The organism is Escherichia sp. WS1450, from assembly GCF_046487395.1.
Taxonomy (GTDB): Bacteria; Pseudomonadota; Gammaproteobacteria; order Enterobacterales; family Enterobacteriaceae; genus Escherichia; species Escherichia coli.
Genome location: NZ_JBJQJO010000004.1, coordinates 64,748 through 81,840 on the forward strand (window position 1 = coordinate 64,748; position 17,093 = coordinate 81,840).

The window sequence follows — 17,093 nt, forward strand, 5'->3', positions numbered from 1 at the left end:
GGATGCGACTATTTAACTGGCGACGTCAGGCGGTGTTAAACGCCATGCCACTGGTCAAACCTGACCAGGTACGTACACCGTGGCATGAATTCTGGCGACGATTTCGCCGTCAGCATATGGCGATGACCGCCGCATTGTTCGTTATTTTATTGATTGTGGTGGCTATTTTTGCACGCTGGATCGCTCCCTATGACGCCGAAAATTATTTTGATTATGACAATCTGAATAACGGACCTTCTTTGCAGCACTGGTTTGGCGTTGATTCACTGGGGCGTGACATTTTCAGCCGTGTCCTGGTTGGTGCACAAATCTCGCTGGCGGCGGGCGTGTTTGCCGTGTTTATCGGTGCGGCGATCGGGACGTTGCTGGGCTTGTTGGCTGGATATTATGAAGGCTGGTGGGATCGGCTGATCATGCGCATTTGCGATGTGCTGTTTGCCTTCCCTGGTATTTTACTGGCGATCGCTGTTGTTGCGGTGTTGGGAAGCGGCATTGCTAACGTGATTATTGCAGTCGCCATTTTTTCCATCCCCGCGTTTGCCCGACTGGTGCGCGGCAACACGCTGGTGTTGAAACAGCAAACTTTTATTGAATCGGCGCGCAGTATTGGTGCCAGCGACATGACCATCTTATTGCGCCATATCTTGCCCGGGACTGTCTCGTCTATCGTGGTGTTTTTCACCATGCGCATCGGTACCTCGATTATCTCTGCCGCCAGCCTGTCATTTCTCGGCCTCGGTGCGCAGCCGCCGACACCAGAGTGGGGAGCAATGCTCAATGAGGCACGAGCGGATATGGTTATCGCGCCGCATGTCGCTATTTTTCCGGCCCTGGCTATTTTTCTGACTGTACTGGCGTTCAATTTGTTGGGTGATGGTTTACGCGATGCGCTGGATCCGAAAATTAAAGGATAGTTACGTTTGAATATTGCTTGAAAGGGTAATCACCTCACAGGAAATTATTGCCCTAAGCAAGTGTTGTAACTTTCTGCTGATTTTGTAGAATCGGGTAATTTGGTTAAAAAGCCGCAGCAAGGGACAATTTTTGCAGCGGCACAGCGTTCAGATAGTTATTTTGTTAAATGTATTAACATGCTGAGTTTATACGAAAAGATAAAGATAAGGCTGATAATTTTATTTTTATTGGCAGCACTGTCATTTATTGGTCTTTTTTTCATCATTAACTATCAACTGGTATCGGAGCGCGCGGTAAAACGTGCCGATAGCCGCTTTGAACTTATTCAGAAAAACGTTGGCTATTTCTTTAAAGATATTGAACGTTCGGCCCTGACATTAAAGGACTCACTGTATTTATTAAAAAATACAGAGGAGATTCAACGCGCCGTGATTCTTAAAATGGAAATGATGCCATTTTTAGACTCGGTGGGACTGGTACTTGATGATAATAAATATTATCTCTTTTCGCGGAGGGCGAATGATAAAATCGTAGTTTATCATCAGGAACAAGTAAATGGACCGCTTGTCGACGAGTCAGGGCGGGTTATTTTTGCCGATTTTAACCCATCGAAACGACCGTGGTCGGTGGCTTCAGATGACTCTAACAACAGCTGGAATCCGGCATACAATTGCTTTGATCGTCCGGGTAAAAAATGTATCTCTTTTACGCTACACATCAACGGCAAAGATCACGATTTGTTAGCGGTGGATAAAATTCATGTCGATTTAAACTGGCGATATCTGAACGAGTATCTTGATCAAATCAGCGCTAATGATGAAGTTCTATTTTTGAAACAAGGCCATGAGATCATTGCCAAGAATCAACTCGCGCGTGAAAAACTGATTATTTATAATAGCGAAGGTAATTATAATATTATTGATTCTGTCGATACTGAATATATCGAAAAAACATCAGCGGTGCCAAACAACGCATTATTCGAAATCTATTTTTATTATCCTGGCGGTAATTTATTGAACGCATCAGATAAACTTTCCGTTTGCTTTCATTATTATCGTATTGCTGGTGGTTTATTTAATGACCACTCGTGTGTTCCGTCGGCAATTTTCTGAAATGACCGAGCTGGTTAATACGCTGGCGTTTTTGCCCGACTCAACGGATCAGATCGAGGCTCTGAAAATTCGCGAAGGCGATGCGAAAGAGATTATCAGCATCAAAAATTCGATCGCGGAAATGAAAGATGCCGAAATTGAACGGTCAAATAAATTGCTCTCACTGATCTCTTACGATCAGGAAAGCGGTTTTATTAAAAATATGGCGATTATTGAGTCCAACAATAATCAGTATCTGGCTGTTGGGATCATCAAACTGTGTGGTCTGGAAGCCGTGGAAGCGGTGTTTGGTGTTGATGAACGCAATAAAATCGTCAGGAAATTGTGTCAGCGAATTGCCGAGAAATATGCGCAATGCTGCGATATCGTGACATTCAATGCCGATCTCTATTTACTTCTGTGTCGGGAAAATGTACAGACATTTACCCGTAAAATAGCGATGGTAAACGATTTTGACAGCAGCTTTGGCTACCGCAATCTGCGCATCCATAAGTCTGCCATTTGTGAACCTTTGCAGGGGGAAAACGCCTGGAGTTACGCAGAAAAACTGAAACTGGCGATTTCCAGCATCCGTGACCATATGTTCTCAGAGTTTATTTTCTGTGATGACGCGAAACTCAACGAAATAGAAGAGAATATCTGGATTGCGCGTAATATTCGCCATGCAATGGAAATTGGCGAACTATTCCTGGTCTATCAGCCGATCGTTGATATTAACACCCGCACCATTCTGGGCGCGGAGGCGTTGTGCCGTTGGGTGTCTGCGGAGCGGGGGATCATTTCACCGCTAAAGTTCATTACCATTGCTGAAGATATCGGGTTTATCAATGAGCTGGGTTATCAGATTATTAAAACGGCAATGGGTGAATTCAGGCATTTTAGCGAGCGTGCGGTTCTGAAGGACGGTTTCTTACTGCATATTAATGTTTCGCCCTGGCAGTTAAACGAACCACACTTTCATGAGCGTTTTACCACCATCATGGAAGAAAATGGCCTGAAGGCGAACAGCCTCTGTGTTGAGATCACTGAAACCGTGATCGAGCGAATTAATGAACATTTTTATCTCAATATTGAACAACTGCGTAAACAAGGGGTACGGATATCGATTGATGACTTTGGCACCGGTTTGTCAAACCTGAAACGTTTTTATGAAATTAATCCAGATAGCATAAAAGTGGACTCGCAATTTACCGGCGATATTTTCGGTACTGCGGGAAAAATTGTGCGCATTATTTTCGATCTGGCACGCTATAACCGGATCCCGGTGATTGCGGAAGGCGTAGAGAGCGAAGACGTTGCGCGCGAATTAATCAAATTAGGATGTGTTCAGGCTCAGGGGTATCTGTACCAGAAACCCATGCCATTCTCTGCCTGGGATAAAAGTGGAAAATTAGTAAAAGAGTAGTTTACGTATGTCCAGAATCAATAAGTTCGTACTTACAGTCAGTCTGCTGATTTTTATCATGATTTCAGCAGTTGCCTGCGGGATCTACACTCAAATGGTAAAAGAACGGGTGTATGGCCTGAAACAGTCCGTTATTGATACTGCTTTTGCGGTGGCAAATATTGCTGAATATCGGCGTAGCGTGGCAATTGAGCTCATCAACACGCTAAACCCCACGGAGGAACAGCTGTTGGTTGGTTTGCGCACAGCTTACGCCGACTCGGTTTCACCCTCTTATTTGTACGATGTCGGTCCTTATCTGATTTCCAGTGACGAATGTATTCAGGTAAAGGAGTTCGAGAAAAATTATTGTGCAGATATTATGCAGATTGTGAAGTATCGACATGTCAAAAATACAGGGTTTATCTCTTTTGACGGTAAAACCTTCGTCTATTACCTCTATCCGGTAACTCACAATCGCAGTCTGATATTTTTGCTTGGTCTGGAGCGTTTTTCTTTACTGTCAAAATCGCTGGCGATGGATAGCGAGAACCTGATGTTCTCTCTGTTTAAGAACGGTAAACCGGTGACCGGTGATGAATTTAATGCTAAAAACGCCATCTTCACCGTTTCGGAAGCGATGGAGCACTTCGCCTATTTGCCGACCGGATTGTACGTATTTGCGTATAAAAAAGATGTTTATTTGCGGGTCTGTACATTGATTATTTTCTTTGCCGCATTGGTGGCAGTGATATCGGGTGTCAGTTGCCTCTATCTGGTACGCAGAGTGATTAATCGTGGTATTGTGGAGAAAGAAGCCATCATTAATAACCATTTTGAACGCGTACTGGATGGCGGGCTTTTCTTTTCGGCTGCCGATGTCAAAAAACTCTACAGTCTGTATAACTCGGCGTTCCTGGATGACCTGACCAAAGCAATGGGCAGAAAATCCTTTGACGAAGATTTAAAAGCGCTGCCGGAAAAAGGCGGTTATTTGTGCCTGTTTGACGTCGATAAATTCAAAAACATCAACGACACCTTCGGTCATTTGCTGGGCGATGAAGTGTTGATGAAAGTGGTGAAAATCCTTAAATCACAGATCCCGGTAGATAAAGGTAAAGTCTACCGCTTCGGCGGTGACGAATTTGCGGTGATTTATACGGGTGGAACGCTGGAAGAGTTGCTATCGATTCTAAAAGAAATTGTTCATTTCCAGGTGGGAAGCATTAATTTAAGCACCAGTATCGGTGTAGCGCATTCAAATGAATGTACTACCGTCGAACGCTTGAAAATGCTGGCGGATGAGCGGCTGTATAAGAGTAAGAAAAACGGCAGGGCGCAGATTAGCTGGCAGTAGAATTAGAATAGTGTTAGTACCCCTTAATCAAGGGGTACTAATGAATGTGGTAAATCATTTGCAAACATTTTACTTTGCAAAAACTTCCGGCCCTTTTATTGCCAATGTATTCAAAATACGTAATGCCGGGCCGCTCGGTTTTATTTCATTACGTTCCCATTTCGAGACACTTTCTTTTGACATTCCCATTGTATGTGCCAGCACGGATTGTGACATGCCGTATCGGGTGCGGATGGCTTTGATCTCTTCACCCGTCATTGATTTGACTTTGGCTATACGGGCGCTGACTTCACGAGCTTTGACCATGACGGCAATGGCATCAACTTCACTATCAGACATCAGGCCCAGTGCATTCAGTTCCTTTGCATCTTCCAGCATCATTTGTAATTTATCGCTCATTTTTCACCTCAATCAAAAAGCCAGTTTCGATCAAATCCTCTATTTGCTTATTGCTAAAGGCCAGAAATGCATTTGCCATTTTTTTGTAGGCCGCCAGTTCATCATCTTCGATTTCTTTGGTTCCTTTACTGCTTAGACCACTCTTGGACCAACCATCATAAAAAAACACATGATTTGCTGATTTAAAAAAGATAATTGTTCTGGCTCCACCACTCTTTCCTTGTTGGAGGGGTAAACGTTTTTTGATGACACCGCTACCTAAATCAGCCTCCCATATGCCCTGCATCACTTCTTCAGCGGCAGCCATGAGAACTTTATCGTGAATACCAAGTTTTTTCGTGCTTTGGCTGAATCGTCTTGCCTTATACACACCCATACATCCATCCTTGTGGTAATGTTTACTATAGTAACCATTACGCTTATTTCAAGTAATTGCGATCAAAACTTTAATTTGGTGTGAAAAAGTGAGAGTTGCCTCGAGTACGATTCATTTTTCTCGATTTATGCGTCAGGGGATTTTGTGCGTAAGGGTAGGACATAGGGAAGGGTAGCAGAGGCAGATCGAAGAACAATATTCTTGTTAGATCTGCCTTAAGATTAATTAAACCCGGCTACCCCACAAATCGTACTCATCGGCGTGCTCGACTTTCACACGCAGGATATCACCCGGCTTAACGTTGGTTTCACCATTGAGATAAACCGCGCCGTCGATTTCCGGTGCATCTGCCATGCTGCGACCAATCGCACCTTCTTCGTCCACTTCGTCGATAATCACCAGAATTTCACGGCCCACTTTCTCTTGCAGGCGCTCGGCGGAAATCTGCTGCTGCAACTGCATGAAACGGTTCCAGCGTTCTTCTTTCACTTCTTCCGGAACCTGGTCAGGCAGGGCATTGGCGTCTGCACCTTCAACCGGGCTGTATTTAAAGCAGCCAACGCGATCCAGACGCGCTTCTTTCAGGAAGTCGAGTAGCATCTGGAAATCTTCTTCTGTCTCGCCAGGGAAGCCGACAATAAAGGTTGAGCGTAGGGTCAGTTCCGGGCAGATTTCGCGCCACTGTTTGATGCGCGCGAGTTGGCGATCTACAGAACCCGGACGCTTCATCAGTTTGAGAATGCGCGGGCTGGCGTGCTGCAACGGAATGTCCAGATACGGCAGGATTTTGCCTTCTGCCATCAGTGGGATGACGTCGTCCACATGCGGATAAGGGTAAACGTAGTGCAGACGTGTCCAGATCCCCAGTTTCGATAACTGTTCGCACAGGCTGACCATGCTGGTTTTTACCGGCTCGCCGTTGTGGAAGCCAGTACGATGTTTAACATCGACGCCATAGGCGGAAGTATCCTGCGAGATCACCAGAATCTCTTTAACGCCCGCATCAACCAGACGTTTCGCTTCACTTAACACTTCGCCAATCGGACGGCTCACCAGGTCGCCGCGCATAGACGGAATAATGCAGAAGGTGCAGCGGTGATTACAGCCTTCAGAAATTTTCAGATAGGCATAATGACGCGGCGTCAGTTTCACGCCTTGTTCTGGCACCAGGCTCAGGAATGGGTTGTGTTTCGGTTTTGGCACGTAGTGATGAACGTGCTCCAGAACCTGCTCATAGCTATGAGGCCCGGTGATTTCCAGCACTTTCGGGTGGACTTCGCGGATCTGATCTTCTTTTGCCCCCAGACAACCGGTCACAATTACCTTGCCGTTTTCATTCAACGCTTCACCAATGGCTTCCAGTGATTCTTGTACCGCGCTGTCAATAAAGCCGCAGGTGTTGACGATCACCATGTCCGCATCGTCATAGCTCGGTACCACGTCATAACCTTCAGTGCGTAGTTCGGTGAGAATACGCTCTGAATCGACAAGGTTTTTCGGACAGCCAAGGGAAACAAAGCCGATTTTCGGCTGGGGAGTTACTTTGCTCATAGCTTAAAAAATATTCAGTTACAGGAAAGGTCAGGGCAGGGATTCTACAGAGTTCTGGATAAAATTTGTATCGCAATCTCATTCGCTGGCGGAGGCGAAGGAAATGTAAATTTTGTTAATTCGGCGTGAAGAATTGATCCTGGACAGCATTTTGCTCAAAAAATAGCCATACTATTTAATTGCAACAAGGCTGGAAAGAGGAGGATCGAAGTATGTTCGTTGACAGACAGCGAATCGATCTGCTGAACCGGTTGATCGACGCACGCGTTGACCTCGCCGCATACGTGCAACTGAGGAAGGCAAAAGGATACATGTCCGTCAGCGAAAGCAATCATCTACGAGATAACTTTTTTAAACTGAATCGCGAACTGCACGATAAATCGCTGCGGTTGAATCTTCATCTGGATCAGGAAGAGTGGAGTGCTCTTCATCATGCTGAAGAAGCATTAGCGACAGCCGCAGTATGTTTGATGAGTGGGCACCATGATTGCCCGACTGTTATTACCGTCAACGCCGATAAGCTTGAAAATTGTCTGATGAGCTTAACGCTGAGTATCCAGAGCCTGCAGAAGCACGCCATGCTTGAGAAGGCCTGAAAACTAAGGGGGAGAAAGCGTCTCCCCCTTCATGTTTAAGTTTTTGTAAAAATGAATTTGTTATCTCCTCCACTGACTACGCTTTAAGCCAGAGTCAATCCGGAGGCGTTATGCATCGACAATCCTTTTTCCTTGTGCCCCTTATTTGTCTTTCTTCCGCTCTCTGGGCGGCTCCTGCAACGGTAAATGTCGAAGTACTGCAAGACAAACTCGACCATCCCTGGGCGCTGGCCTTTTTACCCGACAATCACGGTATGTTAATCACTCTGCGCGGCGGCGAGTTGCGTCACTGGCAAGCAGGAAAAGGATTATCTGCGCCGCTTTCCGGAGTGCCGGACGTTTGGGCGCACGGGCAGGGCGGTCTGCTGGACGTGGTTTTAGCGCCTGATTTTGCTCAGTCGCGCCGCATCTGGTTAAGTTATTCCGAAGTTGGCGATGATGGCAAAGCCGGAACTGCTGTGGGTTATGGCCGCTTAAGTGATGATCTCTCAAAGGTGACCGACTTCCGCACCGTCTTTCGCCAGATGCCAAAACTGTCTACCGGCAACCATTTTGGCGGGCGGCTGGTATTCGACGGTAAAGGTTATCTTTTTATTGCTCTGGGCGAAAACAATCAGCGCCCGACGGCGCAGGATCTGGATAAATTACAGGGCAAACTGGTGCGTCTGACCGACCAGGGCGAAATCCCGGATGATAATCCTTTTATAAAGGAATCCGGTGCGCGCGCCGAGATCTGGTCTTATGGCAATCGTAATCCGCAAGGAATGGCGATGAATCCGTGGAGTAATGCACTATGGCTGAATGAACATGGCCCGCGCGGTGGCGATGAAATTAATATCCCGCAAAAAGGCAAAAACTACGGCTGGCCGCTGGCAACCTGGGGAATCAACTATTCAGGCTTTAAGATACCGGAAGCGAAAGGGGAGATCGTCGCCGGGACCGAGCAACCTGTTTTTTACTGGAAAGATTCGCCCGCCGTGAGCGGCATGGCCTTCTATAACAGCGATAAATTCCCCCAGTGGCAGCAAAAATTATTTATTGGCGCGCTGAAAGATAAAGATGTCATTGTGATGAGCGTCAACGGCGACAAAGTGACAGAAGATGGCCGTATTTTAACGGACAGAGGGCAGCGAATTCGTGATGTTCGCACTGGACCCGACGGTTATTTATACGTTCTCACCGACGAGTCCAGTGGGGAATTACTTAAAGTTAGCCCACGCAATTAGCTAACGGGAATCATCACCACTTTGCGCACTGCTGGGCGTTCAGTGAGTTGCTGATACCAGCGTTGCAGATTTGGACGCGGTGTCCAGGTCAGGCCAACGTTAAACAAATTGTAGATGAACGGTGCGATAGCGATATCGCCCACACCAAACTCGTCGCCGGAGAACCATTTTACTTTTGCCAGTTCCGCATCGAGCAGGGCAAACAGGGCGTCGCACTCTTTACAACTGGCATCAATGGCGGCCCGATCGCGCTCTTCCGGTGGTGTTCTGACTAATCCCATCAGGATCCCGCGATGGGCATTACTGAGCGTCTGGTTTGCCCAGTCCATCCATTTTTCTGCTTCCGCACGACGTGCCGGTGAGTCGATCCACAGGCGTTTTTGCCCGTACTGTGCCGCCAGATAGCGGACAATGGCGTTTGATTCCCAAAGAATGAGATCACTTTCGTCGTCGCGTAACAACGGCACCAGCCCGTTAGGGTTCATCGCCAGAAAATCAGCATCGTGATTTATCCCAAACTCACGGCCCGCGAGAATTTGCTCATAAGGTAGTTCCAGTTCTTCGAGCGTCAGCAATACTTTTTTTACGTTGGTTGAATTATTCCGACCCCACAGCGTAATCATACTCACCCCTTTTCCGACAGGCAGCCACAGGCTGAACAGGACTCCGATGGTGAAGTAAAGTTAACTTTTAAGCAACAGCTGGCAAAAAAATGACACCAGAAGCAGCGAAGCGGCAGGATATTGCATAAACTTTAAAAACTTTACCAACTTACGGTTTCTTTAAGTTTGTGTGTGCGTTATTAATCACCGAACTTATCATACGGCGATATAACGTATTTTTTTTGAATGGATACTCGGGTGGCATTTATGACGCAATACTCCTCTCTCCTTCGTGGTCTTGCAGCGGGTTCTGCATTTTTATTCCTTTTTGCCCCAACGGCATTCGCGGCGGAACAAACCGTTGAAGCGCCGAGCGTGGATGCGCGTGCATGGATTTTAATGGATTACGCCAGCGGTAAAGTGCTGGCAGAAGGCAATGCGGATGAGAAACTGGATCCCGCGAGCCTGACTAAAATCATGACCAGCTATGTGGTTGGGCAGGCGCTTAAGGCCGATAAGATTAAACTCACCGATATGGTGACGGTCGGCAAAGATGCCTGGGCGACGGGAAATCCGGCACTGCGTGGTTCATCGGTAATGTTCCTCAAACCGGGCGATCAGGTTTCGGTGGCAGACTTGAACAAAGGTGTGATTATCCAGTCCGGTAATGACGCCTGTATTGCGCTGGCCGATTACGTTGCCGGGAGCCAGGAGTCATTTATTGGTTTGATGAATGGTTATGCCAAAAAACTGGGTCTGACCAACACTACCTTCCAGACGGTGCACGGTCTGGATGCGCCGGGGCAGTTCAGTACCGCGCGCGATATGGCATTGCTGGGTAAAGCATTAATCCACGATGTGCCGGAAGAGTACGCCATTCATAAAGAGAAAGAGTTCACCTTCAACAAAATTCGACAGCCTAACCGTAACCGTCTGCTATGGAGCAGCAATCTGAATGTTGATGGCATGAAGACAGGAACCACGGCAGGCGCGGGATATAATCTGGTTGCTTCGGCTACCCAGGGCGATATGCGTTTGATCTCCGTAGTACTGGGTGCGAAAACTGACCGTATCCGTTTTAATGAGTCTGAGAAATTATTGACCTGGGGTTTCCGCTTCTTTGAAACCGTGACGCCAATTAAACCTGATGCCACCTTTGTGACTCAGCGCGTCTGGTTTGGTGATAAGAGCGAAGTGAATCTCGGGGCAGGCGAAGCGGGCTCAGTGACCATACCGCGTGGGCAGCTGAAAAACCTGAAAGCGAGCTACACGTTAACGGAACCGCAGCTTACCGCACCGCTGAAAAAAGGTCAGGTTGTCGGGACCATTGATTTCCAGCTTAACGGTAAATCCATTGAGCAGCGTCCGCTGATCGTGATGGAAAATGTGGAAGAGGGCGGATTCTTTGGGCGGATGTGGGATTTCGTTATGATGAAATTCCATCAGTGGTTCGGCAGCTGGTTCTCTTAATCTTCTGATAACCGGATGGCGCGAAACGTCATCCGGTAATACGTCATTAATACATCAACTTAATACGCTGCGTCTGCGCGTACTTCACATACTCATCTTCCGGGCAACAATCGCTCACCACAATATCAAAGCGTTTCAGGTCACCCATGCGTGCCGGACGCACCTTGCCAAATTTACTGTGGTCGACAACCAGCACATGCTTTTGCGCCATCGACATGGCCCAGTGTTTTACCGGCAACTCTTCAAGATTAAAACAGGTAGCGCCTTTACTGACATGCACCCCCGCCGCGGAATAAAAAGCGATATCCGGGCAAAAATTATTCAGCGTTTGCTGAAAATCGATGGGTTTGAAAATGGCGTTGCTGGCGTGAAATTCACCACCACACAGAAACGCGCGGCAATGGGGTTTCTCTTTCAGTGCCAGAAAGGTATTTAGCGAATAACAAACGGCGGTAAAGGGGATTTCATTATCAATTGCTTCAATAATCCACGGTGTGGTGGTGCCACAGTCAAAAAAGAGGGTCTGATCGGGTTCTACCAGCGTCGCAGCCAGTTTTGCCGCCCGGCGTTTTTCTTCCACCAGGCGGGATTTTTGATCGCTTAACAGGTAATGGCTGGCGCTGCGCGGTTCCAGAACAATATAGCCGCCGAGCAAAACGACGGGCGCACTGTGGTTGTTCAGATCGCGACGAATCGTCATCTCCGAAACCCCAAGCAGGGCGGCGGCGTCTTTAAGATGTAACTTATCGCTGCGTTTTAATTCTTGCAGCAGCTGCCCGATACGCTCTTCGCGACGTGTTTCCATAATCCCTCTGAATAGTTATTGAAGCGAGCCGCTCAATACTACACTTTTTAGCAGAGATCAGTCACGCACCCAGCCTTTGCGGATCGGTAATGCAAAACAGAAGCGATACCACGATTGCAGACGTTGATAGAGTTTATGCCCCATCGCTTGCCAGATAATCTGGGCGCTAAGGCAGCCAATCATACCTGCCAGCAATCCACCGAGCATATCCAGCGGCCAGTGGACGCCAAGATAAACGCGCGACCAGGCAATGACGACGGCCAGCACCATTAAAAGTGAGCCGGACCACAGGCGATGCCAGCATAAAAATGCCAGTGCAAAGGTGAAAATCACCGTACCGTGATCGCTCGGGAATGAGTCATCCGCCGCATGATGCAGGAAGTTATAGCCGATATTTTCGACAAAGGGTCGGTCGTGCGGAAAAAGATGCCCCATCGTCCAGGACACAAACAGGCTGACCGCCAGCGCGATAGCGATTTTTATCACCAGTTGCCGTTGTGCTGTAAGCCCCCACAGCCAAAGTACCGCGGCCAGCAACGGCACCACGGTAATCAAATCTTTAGCAATAAAAATCGCCAACGAGATCATCCACGGCGCAGAGTCTGGCGTCGCGTTAATAAGAGAGAATAGAGAGAGATTCAAATTTTCCAGCATAACTTCCCGACGCAAAGTGATTAAAAGGGAGCCAATACAGGCAAGTCGTTGAGAATAAAGTGCAGGTTAAACTGGGTAAAGCGGCATCGTCTTATTTCCCTCAAGCGGCCTGTTTACGGTGGGTGATTGTAACGGGCATAGGTTAAATAAAACTTAAAGAAAGCGTAGCTATACTCGCGATAATGTAAGAATGTGCTTAACCGTGGTTTCAGCTACAAAATTCGCTTTCTCGTTAGCTGCGCTTTTATTAAACTTTGCGCGATTATTATTGGCGAAGAAATTGCATGCAAAATAAATTAGCTTCCGGTGCCAGGCTTGGACGTCAGGCGTTACTTTTCCCTCTCTGTCTGGTGCTTTACGAATTTTCAACCTATATCGGCAACGATATGATTCAACCCGGTATGTTGGCCGTGGTGGAACAATATCAGGCGGGCATTGATTGGGTTCCTACTTCGATGACCGCGTATCTGGCGGGCGGGATGTTTTTACAATGGCTCCTGGGGCCGCTGTCGGATCGTATTGGTCGCCGTCCGGTGATGCTGGCGGGGGTGGTGTGGTTTATCATCACCTGTCTGGCAATATTACTGGCGCAAAACATTGAACAATTCACCCTGTTGCGCTTCTTGCAGGGCATAAGCCTCTGTTTCATTGGCGCTGTGGGATACGCCGCAATTCAGGAATCCTTCGAAGAGGCGGTTTGTATCAAGATCACCGCGCTGATGGCGAACGTGGCGCTGATTGCTCCACTACTTGGCCCGCTGGTGGGCGCGGCGTGGATCCATGTGCTGCCCTGGGAAGGGATGTTTGTCTTGTTTGCCGCATTGGCAGCGATCTCCTTTTTCGGTCTGCAACGAGCCATGCCTGAAACCGCCACGCGTATAGGCGAGAAACTGTCGCTGAAAGAACTCGGTCGTGACTATAAGCTGGTGCTGAAGAACGGTCGCTTTGTTGCGGGGGCGCTGGCGCTGGGATTCGTTAGTTTGCCGTTGCTGGCGTGGATCGCCCAGTCGCCGATTATCATCATTACCGGCGAGCAGTTAAGCAGCTATGAATATGGTTTGCTGCAAGTGCCTATTTTCGGGGCGTTAATTGCGGGTAACTTGCTGTTAGCGCGTCTGACCTCGCGCCGCACCGTACGTTCGCTGATTATTATGGGCGGCTGGCCGATTATGATTGGTCTGTTGGTCGCTGCTGCGGCAACGGTTATCTCATCGCATGCGTATTTATGGATGACCGCCGGGTTAAGTCTTTATGCTTTCGGTATTGGTCTGGCGAATGCGGGACTGGTGCGATTAACCCTGTTTGCCAGCGATATGAGTAAAGGTACGGTTTCTGCGGCGATGGGAATGCTGCAAATGCTGATCTTTACCGTCGGTATTGAAATCAGCAAACATGCCTGGCTGAACGGGGGCAACGGACTGTTTAATCTCTTCAACCTTGTCAACGGAATTTTGTGGCTGTTGCTGATGGTTATCTTTTTAAAAGATAAACAGATGGGAAATTCGCACGAAGGGTAAAAAAATGCCTGATTGCTTTGTGCGATCAGGCATTTTCGAATTAATGGTGATGGTCGTCAATCTGGTGTTCGATAACCATCCCTTCACCTACGCTGGCAAGATGGCGAACATAAGGATGCGGGCGGTAAGCCGGAGCTGGCGCAGGAGCCACATAGACGGTTTGCGGCACAGTCGCGACGCTGACCGCTTGTGGAACGCTGACTGAATCAGGAACCACAACCACTTTGTATCCACTCGGCACATCGACGGTGACACTTTGCGCCATCGCCACACCAGTAAAGCCCATTAAAAGCGCGCCCAACAGTAGACAATTTTTCATAATCATTTCGCCTGAAATAATGCAGCGGGTTAATTTGCGCGAATTATGCAGCCTTCATTCAGGCATTGTGTTGCCGGGCGTGCTGCCGTTTTTATTGGTTAAATGGCGCTTCGTGTTTAAGAACTTTATCGATCACATCCAGTACGCCTTCACGGTTATTGGAGCCTGCCCGGTATTTTGCCGCTGCGACGACCGCGCTGCCGGCATTTTCCATTGCAAAACTAAAGCCAGCCTGACGCAGCATCTCAATATCGTTACCGCCATCGCCAAAGACCACCACTTCGCTGTCGTCTATTCCCCATAATTTCTGCAGTTGGCGAAGGCCATTGGCTTTATGTACGCCGGGGATAATCAGATCGATGCTGCCGTTGCCGGTGTGGACCGGCACCATAATATCGCCGATGGCCTCATGTAATGCTTTTTGTACTTGTGGAATCAGTTCATCGGAAAGATTCAGGCCAAACTTAAAGAAGATATCTTCTAAGTTGTCAAAGTTATCGACGTATTACAGACGGTGATAATACATTTCCGCCACCGTTTTCATGGCATCGTCATATTTTTTGAGTGTATAGGCACTATTTTTTCCGCAGGCAATAATTTCCACTTCCGGGCGCGTCAGCAAATGTTCCACGACAGTAGCAAACGCATCCTTCGACAGCTCGCCATTAAAAACATCTTTGCCTTCGCTCACTACCCAGCCGCCGTTTTCAGCCACAAAGGCAATTTCATTAGCAATTTCAGGGAAGAAAGAGATCAACTGATAATATTGATTCCCGCTGGCGACCACAAAGCGAATGCCTTGTGCTTTCATTTGCTGATACTGAGCCATAAACCGCTCACGGTTATAGGTTTTTTGATCGCTTAAGAAAGTACCATCCATGTCTACCGCAATTAATTTAATGCTCATCAACTATTCTCCATCGCCGTCTGCGTTTTGGTATCGGGTTTGGCGACGGCTTTCGCGACAATAGCCGCGAGAATAACCAGCGCCAGTACAACCAGCATTGCACTACGTAATCCATAATGTTCGCCGAGATAGCCCAGCAGCGGCGGCCCGACGAGGAAAGCCAGATAACCGGTCGTTGCTACCACACTGACGCGGGTTGGTGCATCGGGGCCGGTATCGCTGGCGGCAGAAATGGTCAGTGGGAAGCCCAGCGAGGCACCTAGTCCCCAAAGTACAACAGACACTCCTGCGACCCAGGCGCTATCGACAAAAATAATCAGCCCAATACCCAACGCTCCCATTAGTGCACTGGCCCGAACCACGGCAACGCGACTGTAACGGTCGATGAACCAACCGCCGGTAAAGCGTCCAACAGTCATCCCCAGGGTAAAACCGGCATAAATCAGCGAGCCGGAAGTAGGGCTAAAACCGTGACCGTCAACCATTAATAAGGGTAACCAGTCGTTGGCAGAACCTTCGGCAAAGGCCATCGCCAGCACCACAACACCAATCAGCAGCAACTGGATATCGCGATAAAAAGGTACGCCTTTTTCACCATGCTGGGTGCCATCGGCAGCATTTTTGCCCGTACCGTCAGGGATTGCCTGAATGGCGATATAAATAGGCGCGATGCCTACCAGCGCCGCCAATAAAATGTGCACCGTTGCCGGAACGCCAAAGGCCGTAAGTGCCATCCCGACACCTGCGCCTGCCAGCGTGCCCAGGCTATAAAAACCGTGCATCATCGGCAAAACCGTTTTATTCATTTCTCGCTCAACGGCGGCACCTTCAACGTTTATCGCCACTTCCGCAGAACCAAAACTTGCCCCAAAGACGCCGAGACCAACCGCGAAGAGCAGGGGCGATGTCAGCCAGAGTGCCAGACTTAGTATCATCATCCCGATCAATGCGCAGGACATCGTGACCAGGATGACATTACGCGTCCCAAAGCGTTTCACTAACCACGCCGAGCAGAGAATACCGCTCATTGAACCGATCGACAGACCAAAGAGGACTCCGCCCATTTCAGCGATCGAAACAGAAAGAATATCGCGGATAGCAGGCGTACGGGTTGCCCAGGACGCCATTAACAGGCCCGGCAAAAAGAAGAACATAAACAGCGCCCAGGTTCGGCGTTTCAATGCATTACGTGAAGAATTTACGGTCATAGATCACGTCAAAATAAGAAGAGGGAAGACAACATTAGCAAGGTTGTGTACATTTGTACACAATTGCAGAGAGAGGAAATGACATGCGTCGCGCTAACGATCCGCAACGGCGAGAAAAAATTATCCAGGCCACGCTGGAGGCGGTGAAACTTTATGGAATACATGCTGTTACGCACCGCAAAATTGCTACCCTTGCCGGGGTACCGTTGGGATCGATGACCTACTATTTTTCAGGAATTGATGAGTTGTTGCTGGAGGCGTTCAGCAGTTTTACTGAGATCATGTCCCGGCAATATCAGGCATTTTTTAGCGATGTTAGTGATGCTCAAGGCGCATGCCAGGCTATCACCGATATGATCTACAGCTCACAGGTTGCAACGCCGGATAACATGGAGCTGATGTACCAGCTCTACGCGCTGGCTAGCCGAAAACCGCTATTAAAAACGGTAATGCAAAACTGGATGCAGCGCAGTCAGCAAACGCTCGAACAATGGTTTGAACCCGGAACCGCCCGCGCGCTTGATGCGTTTATTGAGGGGATGACGCTGCATTTTGTCACCGACCGTAAGCCGCTATCGCGCGAGGAGATTTTGAGGATGGTTGAGAGGGTTGCAGGGTAGTAGATAAGTTTTAGATAACAAAAAACCCACCAACCTTGAACCGAAATGGCGGGGTTGATGGGCTCCACAAAATGG

General features: G+C 48.3%; 15 protein-coding genes and 2 pseudogenes. 8 read left to right on the forward strand and 9 right to left on the reverse strand.

The window, feature by feature from the left end; all coding sequences use genetic code 11:
* Positions 1-2 precede the first annotated feature (2 nt).
* From gsiD to ACJHYR_RS06205, 3 genes and pseudogenes are all read left to right on the forward strand, one after another.
* Complete coding sequence (gene gsiD / locus ACJHYR_RS06195) at positions 3-914, forward strand: glutathione ABC transporter permease GsiD (RefSeq protein WP_001236042.1); 912 nt, start codon at positions 3-5, stop codon at positions 912-914.
* Between the two features lie 177 nt (positions 915-1,091).
* Positions 1,092-3,432: pseudogene (locus tag ACJHYR_RS06200) on the forward strand (EAL domain-containing protein).
* A gap of 7 nt (positions 3,433-3,439) precedes the next feature.
* Positions 3,440-4,768 (forward strand): GGDEF domain-containing protein, encoded by a 1,329-nt coding sequence (locus ACJHYR_RS06205; RefSeq protein WP_021564116.1) that lies wholly within the window; start codon positions 3,440-3,442, stop codon positions 4,766-4,768.
* Positions 4,769-4,837: 69 nt separating this feature from the next.
* Here the strand turns inward: ACJHYR_RS06205 and ACJHYR_RS06210 are convergent, their stop codons facing one another.
* The 3 genes from ACJHYR_RS06210 to rimO form a co-directional block, all read right to left on the reverse strand.
* Entirely contained in the window at positions 4,838-5,167 is a 330-nt protein-coding gene (locus ACJHYR_RS06210) for a helix-turn-helix domain-containing protein (RefSeq protein WP_001280945.1), read from the reverse strand.
* Positions 5,157-5,543, reverse strand: coding sequence for a type II toxin-antitoxin system RelE/ParE family toxin (locus tag ACJHYR_RS06215; RefSeq protein ID WP_000539521.1), 387 nt, complete (start codon positions 5,541-5,543; stop codon positions 5,157-5,159). The genes ACJHYR_RS06210 and ACJHYR_RS06215 overlap by 11 nt, the downstream gene beginning before the upstream one ends.
* A 225-nt stretch (positions 5,544-5,768) precedes the next feature.
* Positions 5,769-7,094, reverse strand: coding sequence for a 30S ribosomal protein S12 methylthiotransferase RimO (gene rimO, locus ACJHYR_RS06220; protein WP_000049367.1), 1,326 nt, complete (start codon positions 7,092-7,094; stop codon positions 5,769-5,771).
* A gap of 212 nt (positions 7,095-7,306) precedes the next feature.
* Between rimO and bssR the strand changes: the two genes are divergently transcribed.
* Together bssR and yliI are read left to right on the forward strand one after the other, a co-directional pair.
* On the forward strand, positions 7,307-7,690 hold the full coding sequence (gene bssR, locus ACJHYR_RS06225; RefSeq protein WP_000497137.1) for a biofilm formation regulator BssR: 384 nt from the start codon (positions 7,307-7,309) through the stop codon (positions 7,688-7,690).
* A 110-nt stretch (positions 7,691-7,800) separates the two neighbouring features.
* A complete protein-coding gene (gene yliI / locus ACJHYR_RS06230) occupies positions 7,801-8,916 on the forward strand; it encodes an aldose sugar dehydrogenase YliI (RefSeq protein ID WP_000555033.1) in 1,116 nt (371 codons plus the stop codon).
* On the opposite strand, the gene gstB is transcribed toward yliI, so the two are convergent.
* Positions 8,913-9,539 (reverse strand): glutathione S-transferase GstB, encoded by a 627-nt coding sequence (gene gstB / locus ACJHYR_RS06235; RefSeq protein WP_001314584.1) that lies wholly within the window; start codon positions 9,537-9,539, stop codon positions 8,913-8,915. The genes yliI and gstB overlap by 4 nt on opposite strands.
* A gap of 246 nt (positions 9,540-9,785) precedes the next feature.
* Here gstB and dacC point away from each other — a divergent pair, with 246 nt between their 5' ends.
* Positions 9,786-10,988 (forward strand): serine-type D-Ala-D-Ala carboxypeptidase, encoded by a 1,203-nt coding sequence (dacC, locus tag ACJHYR_RS06240; RefSeq protein WP_000195961.1) that lies wholly within the window; start codon positions 9,786-9,788, stop codon positions 10,986-10,988.
* A gap of 46 nt (positions 10,989-11,034) precedes the next feature.
* Here dacC and deoR read toward each other — a convergent pair whose 3' ends face one another.
* Entirely contained in the window at positions 11,035-11,793 is a 759-nt protein-coding gene (deoR, locus tag ACJHYR_RS06245; RefSeq protein ID WP_000450121.1) for a DNA-binding transcriptional repressor DeoR, read from the reverse strand.
* 57 nt (positions 11,794-11,850) lie between these two features.
* Positions 11,851-12,447 (reverse strand): undecaprenyl-diphosphate phosphatase, encoded by a 597-nt coding sequence (gene ybjG / locus ACJHYR_RS06250; protein ID WP_000892317.1) that lies wholly within the window; start codon positions 12,445-12,447, stop codon positions 11,851-11,853.
* 284 nt (positions 12,448-12,731) lie between these two features.
* Here ybjG and mdfA point away from each other — a divergent pair, with 284 nt between their 5' ends.
* Entirely contained in the window at positions 12,732-13,964 is a 1,233-nt protein-coding gene (mdfA, locus tag ACJHYR_RS06255) for a multidrug efflux MFS transporter MdfA (RefSeq protein ID WP_001305940.1), read from the forward strand.
* A gap of 40 nt (positions 13,965-14,004) precedes the next feature.
* On the opposite strand, the gene ybjH is transcribed toward mdfA, so the two are convergent.
* The 3 genes and pseudogenes from ybjH to ACJHYR_RS06270 form a co-directional block, all read right to left on the reverse strand.
* On the reverse strand, positions 14,005-14,289 hold the full coding sequence (gene ybjH / locus ACJHYR_RS06260) for a protein YbjH (RefSeq protein ID WP_000605480.1): 285 nt from the start codon (positions 14,287-14,289) through the stop codon (positions 14,005-14,007).
* Positions 14,290-14,374: 85 nt separating this feature from the next.
* Positions 14,375-15,190 (reverse strand): annotated as a pseudogene (gene ybjI / locus ACJHYR_RS06265) (5-amino-6-(5-phospho-D-ribitylamino)uracil phosphatase).
* Positions 15,190-16,398, reverse strand: coding sequence for an MFS transporter (locus ACJHYR_RS06270; protein ID WP_000217859.1), 1,209 nt, complete (start codon positions 16,396-16,398; stop codon positions 15,190-15,192). The pseudogene ybjI and the gene ACJHYR_RS06270 overlap by 1 nt, the downstream one beginning before the upstream one ends.
* Positions 16,399-16,481: 83 nt before the next feature.
* On the opposite strand from ACJHYR_RS06270, the gene rcdA reads away from it, so the two are divergent.
* Complete coding sequence (gene rcdA / locus ACJHYR_RS06275; protein WP_001297003.1) at positions 16,482-17,018, forward strand: DNA-binding transcriptional regulator RcdA; 537 nt, start codon at positions 16,482-16,484, stop codon at positions 17,016-17,018.
* The last annotated feature ends 75 nt before the right edge of the window (positions 17,019-17,093 follow it).